Here is a 15,057-nt window from a genome sequence, read left to right as displayed (position 1 = left end):
GCCGTTCGCGCCACCTGTTGTTTCAGGTGCCCGGCCACCTTTGCAGTTGATCCCCTAATGGAATCCTAAAGCCCAACCTTCGGAAAATTCGGATTTGAATCAAATCGGTCGCTAGGCCCGCTTCTCCAGCTTCGCGTGGCCACGCACTGCAAACCCGCTGCGCCGCCCGTCCGCCCCGTAGGTGCTGAACTCACTTCGCACGCGCCGCATCTCGGCCATGCGGTCCGCGACAGCCCGAATCCCACTTGCTGCACTATTGAGAAGCGCCTGGTTCCTTTCGACTTTCTTCTGGAGTCGAATCAATTCGTCACTTTCCCGAACCTCAAGGTCCGCAATCGCGCCGATCAGCTTTTCCTTTTCCGGCATCATGTGGCCCAATTGATCCAGGTCGCCCTGTACAAGCGCATTTCTTTCCAGGTCCAGAACTTCCTCAAGAGACCGAAGCAGATCCGGTTCAGATTTGGTCGGCATCGGTTCTCTCCATCATCGACTTGAACAGAATTTCTGAAAGGCCAACGCCACCGGATTCTGCCAGTTGGCGCGCCTGATGCTGGACCAGAAATGAAGAAAACTGATCTTCGCCGGCACCACCACCGAAGGATTCGCGAACCTCTCCCAACCCAGCGGACTTCAGCATTTCGGCGAGAAACGTCGCCTCAAGCTCGACCGAGGCGGAGCGTAACTTAGTGGATACCGAATGAGGGGTCGTATGAAGAGCGGGTGCTGTTGTTTCCATTGAATTCTCCGAAATTTACTCCGAACTTTCTCGATCAAAGGCGAAAGCGGTTAATATAAACGTAACCTCCTGCAGGCAGATTTCGGCACACACAACCGGAGACGGAGCAAAATGCCCAACCCTCTTTTGACTGTGCTGCCAGCCTCAAACGCACCTGCGAAACCCAATTCGGAGTCCAAGACCCCGCCGCAACACACTGCGGTAGAGTCGTTTGAGTTGGTTCTGGAAGATCACGTCAATTTGCAAACTAAAGATGTAAACGTGCCAGTTGCGGCAGAGCGCGTACCAGACAGCAATCCGACCGACGCCACCGAAGAACCCGATCTCGTTGATCCTTCTGTAGCTATGGCGCCGTCACTACCAGACGAAATACGTCAGGCTGCAAAACCGGCGCAGGGCCTTGGCCCAACCGATCTTTCCAGCCCATTTCCTTCCAACGCTGCGACTCGCCCGGAAATGACAGCGCGCCCAGATGGTGCGCCGGTTAGAACCCCCGATACTCAAACTCTGGCACATCACGAAACGCCAGCGACCTTTCGATCCGTCACCTCAAGCGAGGTAGATCGTTCTGCAAAAAATCTGGTGGAGGTCAAACAAGGGGCTGCAACCGCACAGGCGGTATTGTCCTCGCCCGAGCGTAAAACGTCCGAGCTGCCGATCCCACCTGAGACGAACGTCGCGGCACAACACCTTCCTAAAGACACATCATCGACGCGACGGGTTTCAGCCCGACCGGAAGGCACGGCCCTCATCGAACAAATGCGTTTGTCGACCAAAACCGAGGCACGTGTTCAAACTGAGGTCGCGGTGACTTCGGAAAATGAAAGGATTGCCCCTTTTGGAGAGACCAGCCCTCTGTCAAATTCGCGGGACTCAACAATTGCTGCGCAGACCTTCGCAACAAACGCACGGGCGGAAACGGCCCGCGCCATTGCAGAACAGATGGCCGCGGCAATAAACTCCCGGCCACAGACCGGAACCATCGAAGTCGCGTTGAACCCCGAGGAGTTGGGGCGCGTCTCTATCGTTCTGAACGGCCGTGACGACGGTTTGCACCTGACAATCGCCACCGAACGCCCGGAAACGCTGGAAATGATGCGTCGGCATATCTCGATCCTAGAGGCGGAATTCAAAAGCCTCGGGTTGGGGGATTTGTCTTTCGATCTTGGAACGCCATCTGACGCGCAAGAAAACGCCTCGGATGCGGAACACGACTCGTATTTGGAAACGGAACAGAACGACAGCCAACGGGAAAGCATCCCGGTTCCTTCACGAATGGGCGCGACTGGTCGCGTTGATATGAGGCTTTGACATGATCAATCCGACCTATACCGCCACGCAACCCGGCGCGCAGACGCAGCCAACTCGAACCCAGTCCGCAGGGCTTGCCTCGGATTTTGAAACATTCCTGTTGATGCTGACTGCGCAGGCAAAAAATCAGGACCCTCTGGAACCATTGGACTCGTCCGAATATGCGTCGCAACTGGCGCAATTCTCGATGGTCGAGCAACAGGTGCAAACCAACGAACTGCTCTCGAATCTTGAACTGGCGACCGGTCGGGTAGGTTTGGAAGCCCTTGCGGGCTGGGTTGGGATGAACGTGCGATCAGCGTCGGCCTTCCAATTTGACAGCCAACCCGTCGCCCTGTTCGCCCAAGCCGACCCAGCAGCCGACGGCGCGACCCTTGTCATTCGCGACTCAAACGGTGCAGCGATCGACAGAATTGCAGTTCCAACCAATCAGGCAGAGTTCATTTGGGCTGGACAGGACAGTGCTGGCAATCCAATTCCAGCGGGCATCTACTCAGCCACCCTCGAAAGCTATGACGGAGATGAGGTGCTGTCCGAGCAAACGGCCTCGGTCTATAACCGGGTGGTCGAAGCACATGTTGCCGACGGCGAAGTGCTTCTAATTTTGGAAACCGGCCAGCTTGTACCGGCAGATAAGGTGAGTGCCATTCGCGCTGGAGCTTGATCTGAGGGGCAAGGCAGGCCAAAGCTTTGCCACCTTCGACTCAGACTGAACCGGTGACCCCCCTGCCTGACACGACTGCCCCGCCCTCTGGTCTTGTTGACCACCTTTGCAGCACGGGCCTGATAGAGCCCGGCGCCCGGTTTCACACGTTATACGGCGGGCGCACCAATCAGGTTTGGAAAGTTCTCGGCGGTGACGGCGATAAGGTTCTGAAGGTGTACAGGACTAGGTTGTCCAATCCGCTGTTTCGCAATGACGCAAAATTGGAAGCACGCTGCCTGAGCGCGCTTGAACCGATGGGGTTCGCACCCCGCCTGCGTGCAACGGGCGCGCATGAAAACGGCAGCTGGGTTTTTTACGATCACGCTCCGGGATCGCCCTGGCAATCAGAGCCTGCGCGCGTCGCGAAACTGTTGCGCAAGCTGCACGCGCTGGACATCGCCATTCAAGTACCCAAGGGCTGCAACGGCAGCGATGACCTGAAACGTCACGCCGAGCGCATTTTGGCGCTATGCGTAACCGACCAGAAAGCCCACCTTGAGCATTTGCGCCCCAACTGCGAAGTGCCCCCCAGCCGCAGCACTTGCCTGATTCACGGCGATCCTGTCGCTGGAAATATTCTCGTGGCAGATTCGGGCTTAACGCTGATCGACTGGCAGTGCCCTGCCCAAGGCGACCCGTGCGAGGATATCGCACTGTTTCTTTCACCGGCGATGCAACAGCTTTATCGTGGGGCACCTTTAAGTCCTGCGGAAAAAGCCCAGTTCCTATCTGCCTATGATCAGCCGGACGTTACGAACAGGTACCGCGAATTGCAAAAGTGGTATGGGTGGCGGATGGCGGCGTATTGTCTGTGGCGCGTAGAAAATGGCGCGACGGATTATGCCGCCGCTTTGGATTTGGAAATCGCAGCTCTCGGATAGGGTCAGAGGTCGGCTAACGCCATCATCGCATAAGCCGGTGGCAACAAAGCACGCCGCCAGAAACCAAGCGGAAAGCGGCCGGGATTCTGACCAATCGGCTCTGGCAGTGCCGCGTCCTGCCCTAGCACCATACGCGACAGTGCACGTCCACAATAGGTGCCCATCGCAACCCCATTTCCGTGATACGCAAACCCGGCAAACAGCCCGGATTGCCCCGGCACCGCCCCGGCAAACGGCGTCAGGCTGCGCGACAGGCACACCATGCCGGACCACATATGGGTGATGTCGACTTGCGCCCATGCGGGGAACATCTTGCGAAAGTCCGATTGAACCTTCTGGCGAATGGCAGCTTCGGCCTTGGCCGAAGACTGCAAACCGCCACGCATACCGAACAGGAACCTCCGGTCAGGCATGAGACGAAAGTAATGCAACAGATTGCGCGTATCGTAAGACATCTGATCCGTGGTCCAGCCCTGCGCCTGCAGCTCAGCCTCGGACATTGGGCGCGTCACCAGAACCGTTGACTGGGCAGGCATGTAGCGGCCAGCCATCCAGTCCGGGATATCTTCGCTTGAATATCCATTGGTGCAGATCAGAACATTTTCAGCGCGCACACGACCTGCCGCTGTACAAATGTCAAAGCCCTTCGCGGATTTCTTTACGGCTTGCACACCACTTTTCTGAAACAGTTGCGCACCGGCGTTGCTTGCCGCATTTGCAAGTCCGAACAGGTATTTTCTGGGGTTCAGGCCGAAACCGACCGGGTTGGTATACCCGCCGTGAAACGCCCCTCCGAAGCCGAGCCCCGAAAGGTCGTGCGCCTCGTGCAATACTCCGGATGTGTCTGCGTTTCTGCGAAGGTTTTCCATCGCACGCGCGGTGTGGGCCAGTTGGGTTTCCCCTTTTGAATGGGTGTCCGCGTTGATCCCGTGGGCATCCAACAACTCGGCAACAAGCTGAACCGCCTCAGCTTCTGCCGCGCCATAGCTTTCGGCAGCCGGGGCGCCGTATATCCGAGCCATCGCTTTGTGGCTGAGTTTCGAGCCGCCGAGACAGCAGAACCCGCCATTCCGACCCGACGCGCCCCAACCGGGCGTTTCAGCCTCGAGCACGGCAACGGAAACGCCCGCCTCAGCCAAATGCAGAGCCGCAGATAAGCCCGTGAACCCAGCACCGACAATGGCGACGTCAACACTCAGATCGCCCTGCAGTTCCGGCCAATCTGGGGCGGCGATTGTCTCGTCCCACCAACAACCCTCACGCGGGCCGGGGCCGTAGGTGTAATCCGGGAACAGCCGTTTCATTCGGTACGGGCCGCTGCCATCTCATCCTGCTTTTGCCGGACCATCGCACGCTTGGTCACCAGAGATGCGGTTATGACGCCGACCGTGACAACCGCAATCATGATCGTGGACAGAGCGTTGATCTCGGGGCTGACGCCAAGACGCACGGCCGAGAATATCTTGATCGGCAGGGTTGTGGCCGACGGCCCCGAGGTAAAGGACGCGATCACCAGATCGTCTAGCGACAGGGTAAAGGCCAGCAACCAGCCCGAGATCACGGCGGGCGCGATGATCGGCAGCGTCACCAGACGGAACGCTTGCGCAGGTGAACAACCAAGGTCCAGCGCGGCCTCCTCCAGCGACTGATCGAAGGTTACAAGGCGCGAGGACACAACGACCGAGACAAAGCACATCGAAAAGGTCGTATGCGCCAGAACGATAGTCAGGATACCGCGATCCAGCCCGATCCCGATGAACAGCAGCAGCAACGAAAGGCCGGTGATCACCTCGGGCATCACCAGCGGGGCGTAGATCATGCCGGAAAACAGCGTGCGGCCAAAGAACCGCCCGCCGCGCACCAGCATATAGGCGGCGGCGGTGCCCAGAATGGTCGCCAGCGTTGATGAGAACACGGCCACCCGGATCGTCACCCATGCCGCATCCAGAAACGCCTGGTTCTGAACCAGTTCGCCATACCATTTGGTCGAGAACCCAGCCCAGACGGTGACCAGTTTGCTTTCGTTGAAGGAAAAGATGATCAGGATGATCATCGGGATGTAGAGAAACGCAAATCCCAGCGTCAGCGAGACCGCGTTGAACCAGCTTAGCCTGTTCATTGCTCGGCCTCCGTCTGTTTCTGCTGGTTGCGCTGGAACAGCACAATCGGGATCACCAGGATCAGCAGCAGCACCACGGCCACGGCGCTGGCGACCGGCCAGTCACGGTTCGAGAAGAACTCCTCCCACAACACTTTCCCGATCATCAGTGTGCCCGATCCGCCCAGAAGCGAGGGGATCACGAATTCGCCAATCACCGGGATCATGACAAGGAAACAGCCCGCGATAATGCCGGGGCGCGACAGTGGAATCGTCACCAGCCAGAACGCCTGAATTCGGGAACAGCCAAGGTCTTCAGCCGCCTCGATCAGGGATTCGTCCATCCGTTCCAGCGCCGAATAGATCGGCAGGATCATGAAGGGCAGATAGGTATAAACGATCCCGATATAGACCGCCGTATTAGTGTTCAAAATGGTCAGCGGGGTCGAGATTATGCCCGTCCACAGCAGTAGCTGGTTCAGATACCCCTCGTTCGAGAGGATACCCATCCACGCATAGACCCGGATCAGGAACGAGGTCCAGAACGGCAGGATTACCAGCATCATCAGCGTCGGTCGCCATTCGGCAGGCGCGCGGGCCATGCCATAGGCGATCGGATAGCCCACCAGCAGGGTCAGAAACGTCGAAATCAGTGCTATCTTGACGCTGGACAGGTAAGCCTTCCAGTAGAGGTCATCCTCGGTCAGCCAGACATAATTTTCCAGGTCAAGCTGGCTAAAGAACTCTTTGATGCCCGCCCAGCCCTGCGAAAAATCCAGCGTCGGCGTGTAGGGCGGGATCGCCAGCGCAATGTCGGACAGCGAGATTTTCAGGACGATGAAGAACGGCACCAGAAACAGCGCCAGCAGCCAGACATAGGGAATGGCGATCAGGAACGCGCGGCGCATCAGTCGGCCAGCAGAACCGCGGCCGTCGCTGTCCAGGACAGCCAAACCGGGTCTTCCCAAGTGAATGAACGGCGCGAGATGCGGCGGGTATTGGCCGTCTGCGCCTTAATGATCGTGCCGTTCGGCAGCTCGACATAATAGGTGGAGAGATTGCCCAGATAGGCGATGTCATGGACCTTGCCTTGCACCGCGTTGATCGCATCCGCCGGACGGTCGGCGGAAATCGTAACTTTTTCGGGCCGGATCGCCAAATGACAGGCTTGTCCTTGCGCCAGACCATTGGCCGAAGTCGCTGTCAGCGGGGCCTGCCCCTCGGCCCAGTCGATCTGATAGGTGTCTTCGCCGTTCGGCGTTGCACGCCCTTCGATGATATTCACATCGCCGATGAAATCCGCCACGTAGACCGAGTTCGGGTTTTCATAGATCTTGTCAGGTGTTGCCACCTGCATCAGCTTGCCCTGGTCCATGACCGCCACACGGCTGGCGACGGTCATCGCTTCCTCTTGATCATGAGTCACGATGACAAACGTCGTGCCGGTCTTTTCCTGAATGTCCATCAACTCAAACTGCGTGTCCTGCCGCAGTTTCTTGTCCAGCGCGCCCAAAGGCTCGTCCAACAACAACAGCTTAGGAGCCTTGGCCAGCGACCGGGCCAGCGCAACCCGTTGGCGTTGCCCGCCCGAAATCTGGTGCGGTTTGCGCCGGGCGAATTGTTCCAGCCGAGTCAGGCGCAGCATTTCCTCGACCCGTTCCTCGAGGTCATGCTTGGGCATGTTGTCCCGGCGCAATCCAAAGGCGATGTTTTCCCAGATACTCAGATGTGGAAACAGCGCGTAGGACTGGAACATCATGTTCACCGCCCGCTTGTTCGGCGGGATCGGGTCGATGTCCTGACCACCCAGCATGATGTGGCCTTCGGTGGGCGTCTCAAACCCTGCCAGCATCCGCATCATCGTGGTCTTACCGCAGCCCGACGGGCCCAGCAGAGCGAAGAATTCTTTCTCGAAAATATCCAGAGACAGATTGTCGATCGCCGTGAACTCACCAAACCGCTTGGTGACATTCTGGAACTGGATCAAGGGTTTCGCCTGCGGGTCCTCCCACGGCGCAAAGACTTCAGAGTTCAAAACGGCCCCCGTTCGACAATCTGGAAAATGGGGCAAGGCGGACATGCCGCCCTGCCTTGGAAAATCGGATCAGGTGCCCGATTTGATCTTGGTCCACAGACGAGTCACGACCCGCTGCGTTTTCGCCGGGTAGGGCGTGGTGATGTAGAGGTTCTGCATCGTCGCATCATCCGGGTAGATCGCCGGATCACCGATCACGTCTTCCTCAAGGAACTCTTGCGAGGCCTTGTTACCGTTGGCGTAATAGACGTAGTTCGACGCTGCCGCCATGTTGTTGGCGTCCAGAATGAAGTTCAGGAACTTATGCGCACCTTCGGGGTTCGGCGCATCTGCCGGAATCGCCATCTGGTCGAACCACATCAGCGAGCCTTCGGCGAACGGGTGGTATTCAATCTCGACCCCGTTATCGGCCTCGGCCGCACGGTCGCGGGCTTGAAGGATGTCTCCCGACCAACCCACGGCCACGCAGATATCGCCATTCGCCAGCGCGTTAATGTATTCCGAGCTGTGGAACTTCTGAATATGCGGGCGCACGCTGGTCAGAATTTCTTCGGTCTTACCAATCACGTCCGTGTCATGGCTGTCCGGGTCCTCGCCGATATATTGCAGAACCATTGGAATGATCTCGGACGGAGCGTCCAGGAAATGTACGCCGCATGTCGCCAGCTTTTCCATGTTCTCAGGCTTCAGCACCAAGTCCATGCTGTTCAGGGAAACATCCTCGCCAAGCACTTCCTTTACCTTGCCAACGTTCAAGCCGATCCCGGTGGTGCCCCACATGTAGTTGATCGAGTATGCGTTGTTCGGATCGTATCCCGCAGTGCGTTCCTGAATCACGTCCCACAAATTGCCCGAATTGGACAGTTGTGCGGCATCCAGTTCCTGAAACGCTCCGGCCTGGATCTGACGCTGAAGGAACGTGCCCGACGGCACGACAACATCGTAGCCCGAGCCACCCGCCAGCATCTTGGTCTCTAGAACCTCGTTGCTGTCGAAGACGTCGTAGATGAGGGTCAGACCGGTTTCTTCCTCGAACTTCGATAGAAGGTCTTCGTCGATGTAGTCGGACCAGTTGTAAACTCGCACCTCTTCGGCGAAGGCTGCCGAAGTCCCCAGCGCGAGGACCGCTGTCATGGTCAGCGTTTTGATTGACATTTTTTTCTCCCTGCAAGTGTACGGGTATTTTCCCGTTTTTTTGGATTTGATCAAGTTTTGCGTTTTCCCCCGATCCCAAGTATGGTTTCACGAGGTCAGGCACCTGGCAAGTCAACATCATTGGAAACAGGGCAAACCACTTGGATTTGATCAAAAATAAGGCGCTCGGGTCGTCCGCATCCGATCAGAAACGACCCGCTCATGAACAGGTCTACCAGATACTCAGATCCCAGATCATGTATGGCGAACTGGTCCCCGGACAGCCCGTCACAATTCAAGGGCTGACTGATTCGCTCGCCGTTGGCATGACCCCCGTGCGAGAGGCGATCCGACGGCTGATATCGGACGGCGCATTGGTGTTTCAAGGCAACCGCAGGGTCAGCGTGCCGCTGCTGACACAGCGCGACGTGGAACAGATGATTTATGCAAGAATATCAATAGAATCAGAGCTTTCCAGACGAGCGACCACAAACATTTTACCTGCCGATGTCGACTATCTGGAACATCTTGACCAGCAGTTGGACCAGACAATCGCCGACGGCGATGTCAGCGGGTATCTGCGACTGAACCACCAGTTTCACGAAACCCTGTACGCTCATGCCGATGCACCGATTCTCAACGATCTGGCAGAACGTCTATGGCTCAGATTCGGGCCGTCGCTGCGGGTCGTATGCGGTCGATTCGGAACTCAGAGCCTGCCAGACCGTCACAAGGACATCATCGCAGCCCTTCGCAATCAGGACGCTGATCTTGTTATGAAAGCAACCGCACAAGACATCGAACAGGGCATGGAACTGATGGCAGATGCGCTGGCGAACTCCTAGATTATCGTGATTCGATTGACAGGAAAAAATTTGATCATATTGTGATGCCCAACCGCTCTTGCAGGAGATTCACTGATGTCGACCATCACCAATCACATGCCGACCGCCGAGTTGCAGGCGCTGGACGCCGCTCATCACATGCACCCGTTTTCAGCCAACGGCGCGCTTGGGAAAGAGGGCGCACGCGTCATCACCCGCGCCAAGGGCGTCTATCTGACCGATAGTGACGGCGAAGAAATTCTGGACGCCATGGCGGGCCTGTGGTGCGTCAACATCGGCTATGGTCGCGACGAACTGGCCGAGGCCGCTGCGCGTCAAATGCGCGAGCTGCCCTATTATAACACCTTCTTCAAAACGACCCACGTGCCCGCCATCGCGCTGGCCAAGAAACTGGCCGAACTTGCGCCCGGCGATCTGAACCATGTCTTCTTTGCCGCTGGCGGGTCCGAGGCCAACGACACCAATATCCGTCTGGTGCGCACCTACTGGGCCGAAAAAGGCCAGCCCGACAAGAACATCATCATCAGCCGCCACAACGCCTATCACGGTTCGTCCGTCGGTTCGGCCTCGTTGGGCGGCATGGCTGGGATGCACGCACAAGGCGGCATTCCGATCCCGAACATCCATCACATCAACCAGCCGAACTGGTGGGCCGAAGGCGGTGACATGTCGCCCGAGGACTTCGGTCTGGCCCGCGCGCGCGAGCTGGAAGAAGCGATCCTGGAACTGGGTGAAAACCGCGTCGCGGCCTTCATCGCGGAGCCCGTGCAGGGCGCTGGTGGCGTGATCGTGGCACCTGACACGTACTGGCCCGAAATCCAGCGCATCTGCGACAAATACGATATTCTGCTGATCGCGGATGAGGTGATCTGCGGCTTCGGTCGCACCGGCAACTGGTTCGGCTCTCAAACCGTGGGCATCCGCCCCCATATCATGACGGTCGCCAAGGGCCTCAGCTCGGGCTATGCGCCCATTGGCGGGTCAATCGTCAATGACGAGATTGCCGAAGTCATCGGCGGGACCGAGTTCAACCACGGCTACACCTATTCCGGCCACCCGGTCGCGGCCGCAGTCGCGCTAGAGAACCTACGCATCCTCGAAGAAGAAAAGATCGTCGAACATGTCCGCGACGTCGCCGCGCCTTACCTCAAGGAAAAGTGGGAGGCGCTGGTTGATCACCCGCTGGTGGGTGAGGCGAAAATCGTCGGCATGATGGCCTCGATCGCGCTGACCCCGGACAAGGCCAGCCGCGCCAAGTTCGCCTCGGCCCCCGGCACTGTGGGCTATGTTTGCCGCGACCGTTGTTTTGCCAACAACCTGATCATGCGCCACGTCGGTGACCGGATGATCATTTCGCCACCGCTGGTCCTGACCCCGTCAGATATCGACGAAATGTTTGTGCGTATCCACAAATCGCTGGACGAAGCGCAGGCTGACATCATCGAACAGGGGTTGATGAAAGCCGCGTCATAAGCGGCATTTGACCTTGTTTGGAAACTGAAACGGGCGGCTCTTTGGGGCCGCCCTTTTTTAGCGCATACGTTCCAGCAGTTTCAGGCTGGGATACCCATCGGGTAAAAGCCCCTGCGCCAGTTGATACGCGCGAACGGCATTGACCGTGTTGGGACCAGTCCGCCCGTCAATGCCCTGCGTGTCGAAACCAGCTTGGGTCAGCCGCGTCTGCAGTTCCTTTTTCTCGGTGAAACTCAGCACGCGATCCCCGCGCGGCCAACCGGCCTGAAACGGGGCGCGACCGGACAGGCGATCTGAAAGATGGCCGATACCAATCACGTAAGCATCTGCGCCGTTATAGGCCTCTATCACGCTGAAATTATCAAAAATCATAAGCGCAACGCCCTGCCCGCCCGCAGGCAACAGAATCGCAGCCTGTCCATGATCTGCCACCGGGCTGCCATCCATTGCAGTCACACCCCGCGCGGCCCATTCAGATGGCAACAACGTGTAGTCTCGCTTGGCGGTGGAAAAATCGAACGCGTCCGGCAGACGCACTTCAACGCCCCACGGCTGCCCCTTCGTCCAACCATGGCGCGCCAGATAAGACGCGGCAGAGGCCAACGCGTCGGTCGGGTCATCCGACCAGATATCGCGGCGGCCATCTCTGTCAAAATCCACGGCGTGATCCAGGTATGAGGTCGGCATGAACTGCGTATGCCCCATCGCCCCAGCCCAGCTTCCAACCATGTCGTCAGGGCGGACGTCCCCGGCCTCAATGATCTGCAACGCGGCAATCAACTGAGTTTCAAAGAACCGCGCCCGACGCGCATCAAACGCAAGCGTCGCCAGAGATCGAATGGTGTGGTCGCTTCCCCGAAAGGACCCGAAGGATGTCTCTAACCCCCAGATCGCGGCCACAACCTCTTTTTCAACGCCGTACTGCGCCTCGATCCGGATCAGTGTGTCGCCGTGGCGCTGCAATCCTGCGCGGCCATCGGCAATACGTCGGTCCGAGACAGCGGTATCCAGATATTCCCAAATTGGTTTTGAAAACTCGGCCTGATTGCGATCCCGTTTGATGACATCCTTGTCATATGTCAGGCCTTCCAGCGAACGGTCCAGGGTCAGACCGGAAATCCCCTGCTCAAGGGCGCGCTCACGAAAGGCACCCAGCCACGCCTGAAACCGCGCGTTTCCTTCGGTAGACACCCGATACTCCTTGGCTGTAGGTCGAATGACCGGTCGGATTGAGACCGTTACATCGGCCGAAGCCAACTGCAAGACCTGCAAATTATCTGTATTGTCCTGCGATTCCGCCTGCACTATGGATGCCCATAATGCAGCGGTCATGACGCCGCCTATGCATTTACGCATTCCGATTTTCCTGATTACTGCTCAGCCTCAGGATAGCGCAAAACCGCATTTCGACAAAGCGATCATGTAAACACGTCGCAATCTTTCGCCTTCAGCCCCAATCCGGCCAGACGTTAACTGGACCGAGCCGCACGACCTTGCCGTTCAGATCGGAGGAACCCGTCACCGTTGGCTTAAAAACACAAGGTCGAGACCTATCATCTCTGACGGCGCTTGCGTTCGATCTTTCGCTTGATTTTGTCTTTCTTGCGTTTGCTGCTGACAACCTTGCGCCGTGCGCCGCGTTTGGCAGGGCCACGGCCCCGGGGCAAAGCCTGATCGTCGATGGACAACAATTCCAATTCCAACCCGCCTGTCACCGGGGTCGCCTCGGTCAATCGCACGGTAACGCGTTGGCCGATGGCGATGATCAGGCCGGTATCCGACCCCATCAACGTCCCGGCCTCGCGGTCGAAATGAAAAAATTCGCGCCCCAGAGACCGCACCGGCACCAGCCCATCCGCGCCGGTTTCGTCCATCTTTACGAAAGCGCCAAACCGGGCAATGCCGCTGATACGGCCGGTGAACTCATTGCCCACACGCTCGCTCAGATAGGCCGCCAGATAGCGGTCGGTGGTGTCGCGTTCAGCCATCATGGATCGCCGCTCGGTATCCGAGATATGGGTGGCGGTCTCATTAAGCCGCGCGATTTCATCCTCGGTCAGCCCGTCCTGCCCCCAGCCATGCGCCGCGATCAGCGCACGATGCACGATCAGGTCGGCATAGCGACGAATGGGCGAGGTGAAATGGGCATAGTTCCGCAGCGCCAGTCCGAAATGGCCGAAATTCTCAGGGTTATAGTATGCCTGCGCCATAGACCGCAGGGTCGTCAGATTGATCAGCTCGGCATCCTCGGTCCCCGCAGCCGCATTCAGCAACGCATTCAGGTGACGGGTCTGCAGCACTTGGCCCTTGGCCAGATTCAGCCCGGCGGCCTGCGCGGTTTCCCGCAGGCTCTCCAGCTTTTCCGGCGCGGGTTCTTCATGGACCCGGAACAGAAGCGGTCGGCGCTTGGCAATCAGCGTTTCAGCCGCCGCGACATTGGCGAGGATCATGAACTCTTCGATCAGCTTATGCGCGTCCAGCCGGTCACGGAACGCCACGCTGGTCACTTCACCGGTGTCGCTGAGGACAATCTTGCGTTCGGGTAGGTCCAGCTCCAGCGGTTGTCGCACCCCGCGCGCGGTTTTCAGCGCGGCATAGGCAGCATAGAGCGGTTTCAAGACCGCCTCCAGCAGCGGCCCGGTGCGATCGTTCGGATTGCCGTCGATGGCCTCCTGCACTTCGGCATAGTGCAGCGACGCGGCCGAGCGCATCAGGCCGCGCACGAACCGGTGGCCGATCTTATTGCCCTCGGCGTCGATCTGCATCCGCGCGGCGATACAGGCGCGCGGGACGCCTTCGTGCAGCGAACACAAATCGCCCGACAGACGGTCCGGCAGCATCGGCACCACGCGGTCGGGGAAATAGCTGGAATTGCCCCGCTTTCGCGCCTCACGGTCCAGCGCGGTGCCGGGCTGCACATAGGCGGCAACATCGGCGATGGCGACCCAGATCACGTGACCGCCGGGGTTCTTGGGGTCATCATCCACGTGGGCATAGCACGCATCATCATGATCCCGCGCATCCGAAGGGTCGATGGTCAAAAGCGGCATATCCCGCAGGTCTTCGCGCCCTTTCAGGCCGACCGGTTTGGCCTTGTCAGCCTCATCAATCACTTTGTCGGGGAAGTCATCCGGGATGCCATGCTGGTGGATCGCAATCAGCGATACCGCCTTGGGCGCGGTGGGATCGCCCAGCCGTTCCACAATGCGCGCGCGGGGCAGGCCCATGCGGTTCTTGGGGCCGGCCTGTTCCGCTTCGACCAGTTCGCCATCCTTGGCCCCATGTACCGCGCCATCGGGCACCAGCCACTCGTTTTGGCCGGCCTTGTCGATGGGCACGATCCGCCCGCCCTCGGCCCCTTTGCGGAAGATACCCACGATCTTGCGCGGGTTTGTTCCAATGCGGCGGATCAGGCGGGCCTCGTAATTGTGGTCTTCCTCATGCACCACGGTCAGGCGGGCCAGAATCCGGTCGCCCTCGCCCAATGCCGGGTCGCTGGCGCGGGTGATCAGCAAGACGATGGGTTCGACCCCCTCACCGTGCCATTCCAACGGTCGCGCGAACAGGTCGCCATCCGCGTTCGGCGCCTTTACTTGCAACACGCTGACCGGCGGCAGACGATCCGGGTCACCATAGCTGCGCTTGCGCTTTTCCAGATGGCCCTCGGCCTCAAGCTCGCGCAGGATGCGTTTCAGATCGATCCGCGCCGCGCCCTTGATCCCAAAGGCTTTGGCGATATCGCGTTTCGAGGTCAGGGTGGGGTTCGCCGAGATCCAATCAAGGACCTCCTGCTTGGTGGGTATGCGACTCATACATTCGGCGTAACACGGGCGTGCGA

At 58.6% G+C, this 15,057-nt stretch carries 14 protein-coding genes; 5 read left to right on the top strand and 9 right to left on the bottom strand.

The window, feature by feature from the left end; all coding sequences use genetic code 11:
- Positions 1-111 precede the first annotated feature (111 nt).
- Both ACR0B7_RS17105 and ACR0B7_RS17100 read right to left on the bottom strand, forming a co-directional pair.
- Positions 112-471, bottom strand: coding sequence for a flagellar biosynthesis protein FlgN (locus ACR0B7_RS17105; protein ID WP_170485798.1), 360 nt, complete (start codon positions 469-471; stop codon positions 112-114).
- Positions 455-736 (bottom strand): rod-binding protein, encoded by a 282-nt coding sequence (locus tag ACR0B7_RS17100; protein WP_170415750.1) that lies wholly within the window; start codon positions 734-736, stop codon positions 455-457. The genes ACR0B7_RS17105 and ACR0B7_RS17100 overlap by 17 nt, the downstream gene beginning before the upstream one ends.
- Positions 737-847: 111 nt before the next feature.
- Here ACR0B7_RS17100 and ACR0B7_RS17095 point away from each other — a divergent pair, with 111 nt between their 5' ends.
- The 3 genes from ACR0B7_RS17095 to ACR0B7_RS17085 are packed head-to-tail and all read left to right on the top strand — an operon-like array spanning position 848 to position 3,634.
- Entirely contained in the window at positions 848-2,047 is a 1,200-nt protein-coding gene (locus tag ACR0B7_RS17095) for a flagellar hook-length control protein FliK (RefSeq protein WP_170576916.1), read from the top strand.
- Between the two features lies 1 nt (position 2,048).
- The gene (locus ACR0B7_RS17090) at positions 2,049-2,711 is read left to right on the top strand and encodes a flagellar hook capping FlgD N-terminal domain-containing protein (RefSeq protein WP_170576917.1); all 663 of its coding nucleotides are present in this window, start codon (positions 2,049-2,051) and stop codon (positions 2,709-2,711) included.
- Between the two features lie 53 nt (positions 2,712-2,764).
- Positions 2,765-3,634: a phosphotransferase family protein gene (locus tag ACR0B7_RS17085; RefSeq protein ID WP_480682069.1), complete on the top strand. Its 870-nt coding sequence runs from the start codon at positions 2,765-2,767 to the stop codon at positions 3,632-3,634.
- A gap of 2 nt (positions 3,635-3,636) precedes the next feature.
- On the opposite strand, the gene ACR0B7_RS17080 is transcribed toward ACR0B7_RS17085, so the two are convergent.
- Genes ACR0B7_RS17080 through ACR0B7_RS17060 form a run of 5 tightly spaced genes read right to left on the bottom strand, consistent with a single transcriptional unit; the run spans position 3,637 to position 8,922 of the window.
- Complete coding sequence (locus ACR0B7_RS17080) at positions 3,637-4,938, bottom strand: NAD(P)/FAD-dependent oxidoreductase (protein WP_170485801.1); 1,302 nt, start codon at positions 4,936-4,938, stop codon at positions 3,637-3,639.
- Positions 4,935-5,753 (bottom strand): ABC transporter permease, encoded by an 819-nt coding sequence (locus ACR0B7_RS17075; RefSeq protein ID WP_170576918.1) that lies wholly within the window; start codon positions 5,751-5,753, stop codon positions 4,935-4,937. The genes ACR0B7_RS17080 and ACR0B7_RS17075 overlap by 4 nt, the downstream gene beginning before the upstream one ends.
- On the bottom strand, positions 5,750-6,640 hold the full coding sequence (locus ACR0B7_RS17070; RefSeq protein WP_170485857.1) for an ABC transporter permease subunit: 891 nt from the start codon (positions 6,638-6,640) through the stop codon (positions 5,750-5,752). The genes ACR0B7_RS17075 and ACR0B7_RS17070 overlap by 4 nt, the downstream gene beginning before the upstream one ends.
- Positions 6,640-7,812 (bottom strand): ABC transporter ATP-binding protein, encoded by a 1,173-nt coding sequence (locus ACR0B7_RS17065; protein WP_480682066.1) that lies wholly within the window; start codon positions 7,810-7,812, stop codon positions 6,640-6,642. Before ACR0B7_RS17065 ends, ACR0B7_RS17070 begins: the two co-directional genes overlap by 1 nt.
- Positions 7,813-7,836: 24 nt before the next feature.
- Positions 7,837-8,922 (bottom strand): polyamine ABC transporter substrate-binding protein, encoded by a 1,086-nt coding sequence (locus ACR0B7_RS17060; protein ID WP_170415760.1) that lies wholly within the window; start codon positions 8,920-8,922, stop codon positions 7,837-7,839.
- 140 nt (positions 8,923-9,062) lie between these two features.
- Here ACR0B7_RS17060 and ACR0B7_RS17055 point away from each other — a divergent pair, with 140 nt between their 5' ends.
- Positions 9,063-9,746, top strand: coding sequence for a GntR family transcriptional regulator (locus tag ACR0B7_RS17055; protein ID WP_170576919.1), 684 nt, complete (start codon positions 9,063-9,065; stop codon positions 9,744-9,746).
- Between the two features lie 75 nt (positions 9,747-9,821).
- Positions 9,822-11,219: an aspartate aminotransferase family protein gene (locus tag ACR0B7_RS17050; protein ID WP_170485804.1), complete on the top strand. Its 1,398-nt coding sequence runs from the start codon at positions 9,822-9,824 to the stop codon at positions 11,217-11,219.
- A 57-nt stretch (positions 11,220-11,276) separates the two neighbouring features.
- Here ACR0B7_RS17050 and ACR0B7_RS17045 read toward each other — a convergent pair whose 3' ends face one another.
- Together ACR0B7_RS17045 and rnr are read right to left on the bottom strand one after the other, a co-directional pair.
- The gene (locus ACR0B7_RS17045) at positions 11,277-12,575 is read right to left on the bottom strand and encodes a lytic murein transglycosylase (protein WP_170485805.1); all 1,299 of its coding nucleotides are present in this window, start codon (positions 12,573-12,575) and stop codon (positions 11,277-11,279) included.
- Positions 12,576-12,772: 197 nt separating this feature from the next.
- Positions 12,773-15,031 (bottom strand): ribonuclease R, encoded by a 2,259-nt coding sequence (gene rnr / locus ACR0B7_RS17040; protein ID WP_170576920.1) that lies wholly within the window; start codon positions 15,029-15,031, stop codon positions 12,773-12,775.
- Between the last annotated feature and the right edge of the window lie 26 nt (positions 15,032-15,057).

This window comes from Ruegeria sp. BB6 (assembly GCF_056539385.1).
The sequence above is the reverse complement of the archived record's forward strand: the minus strand, read 5'-3'. Positions and strand labels throughout refer to the sequence as shown.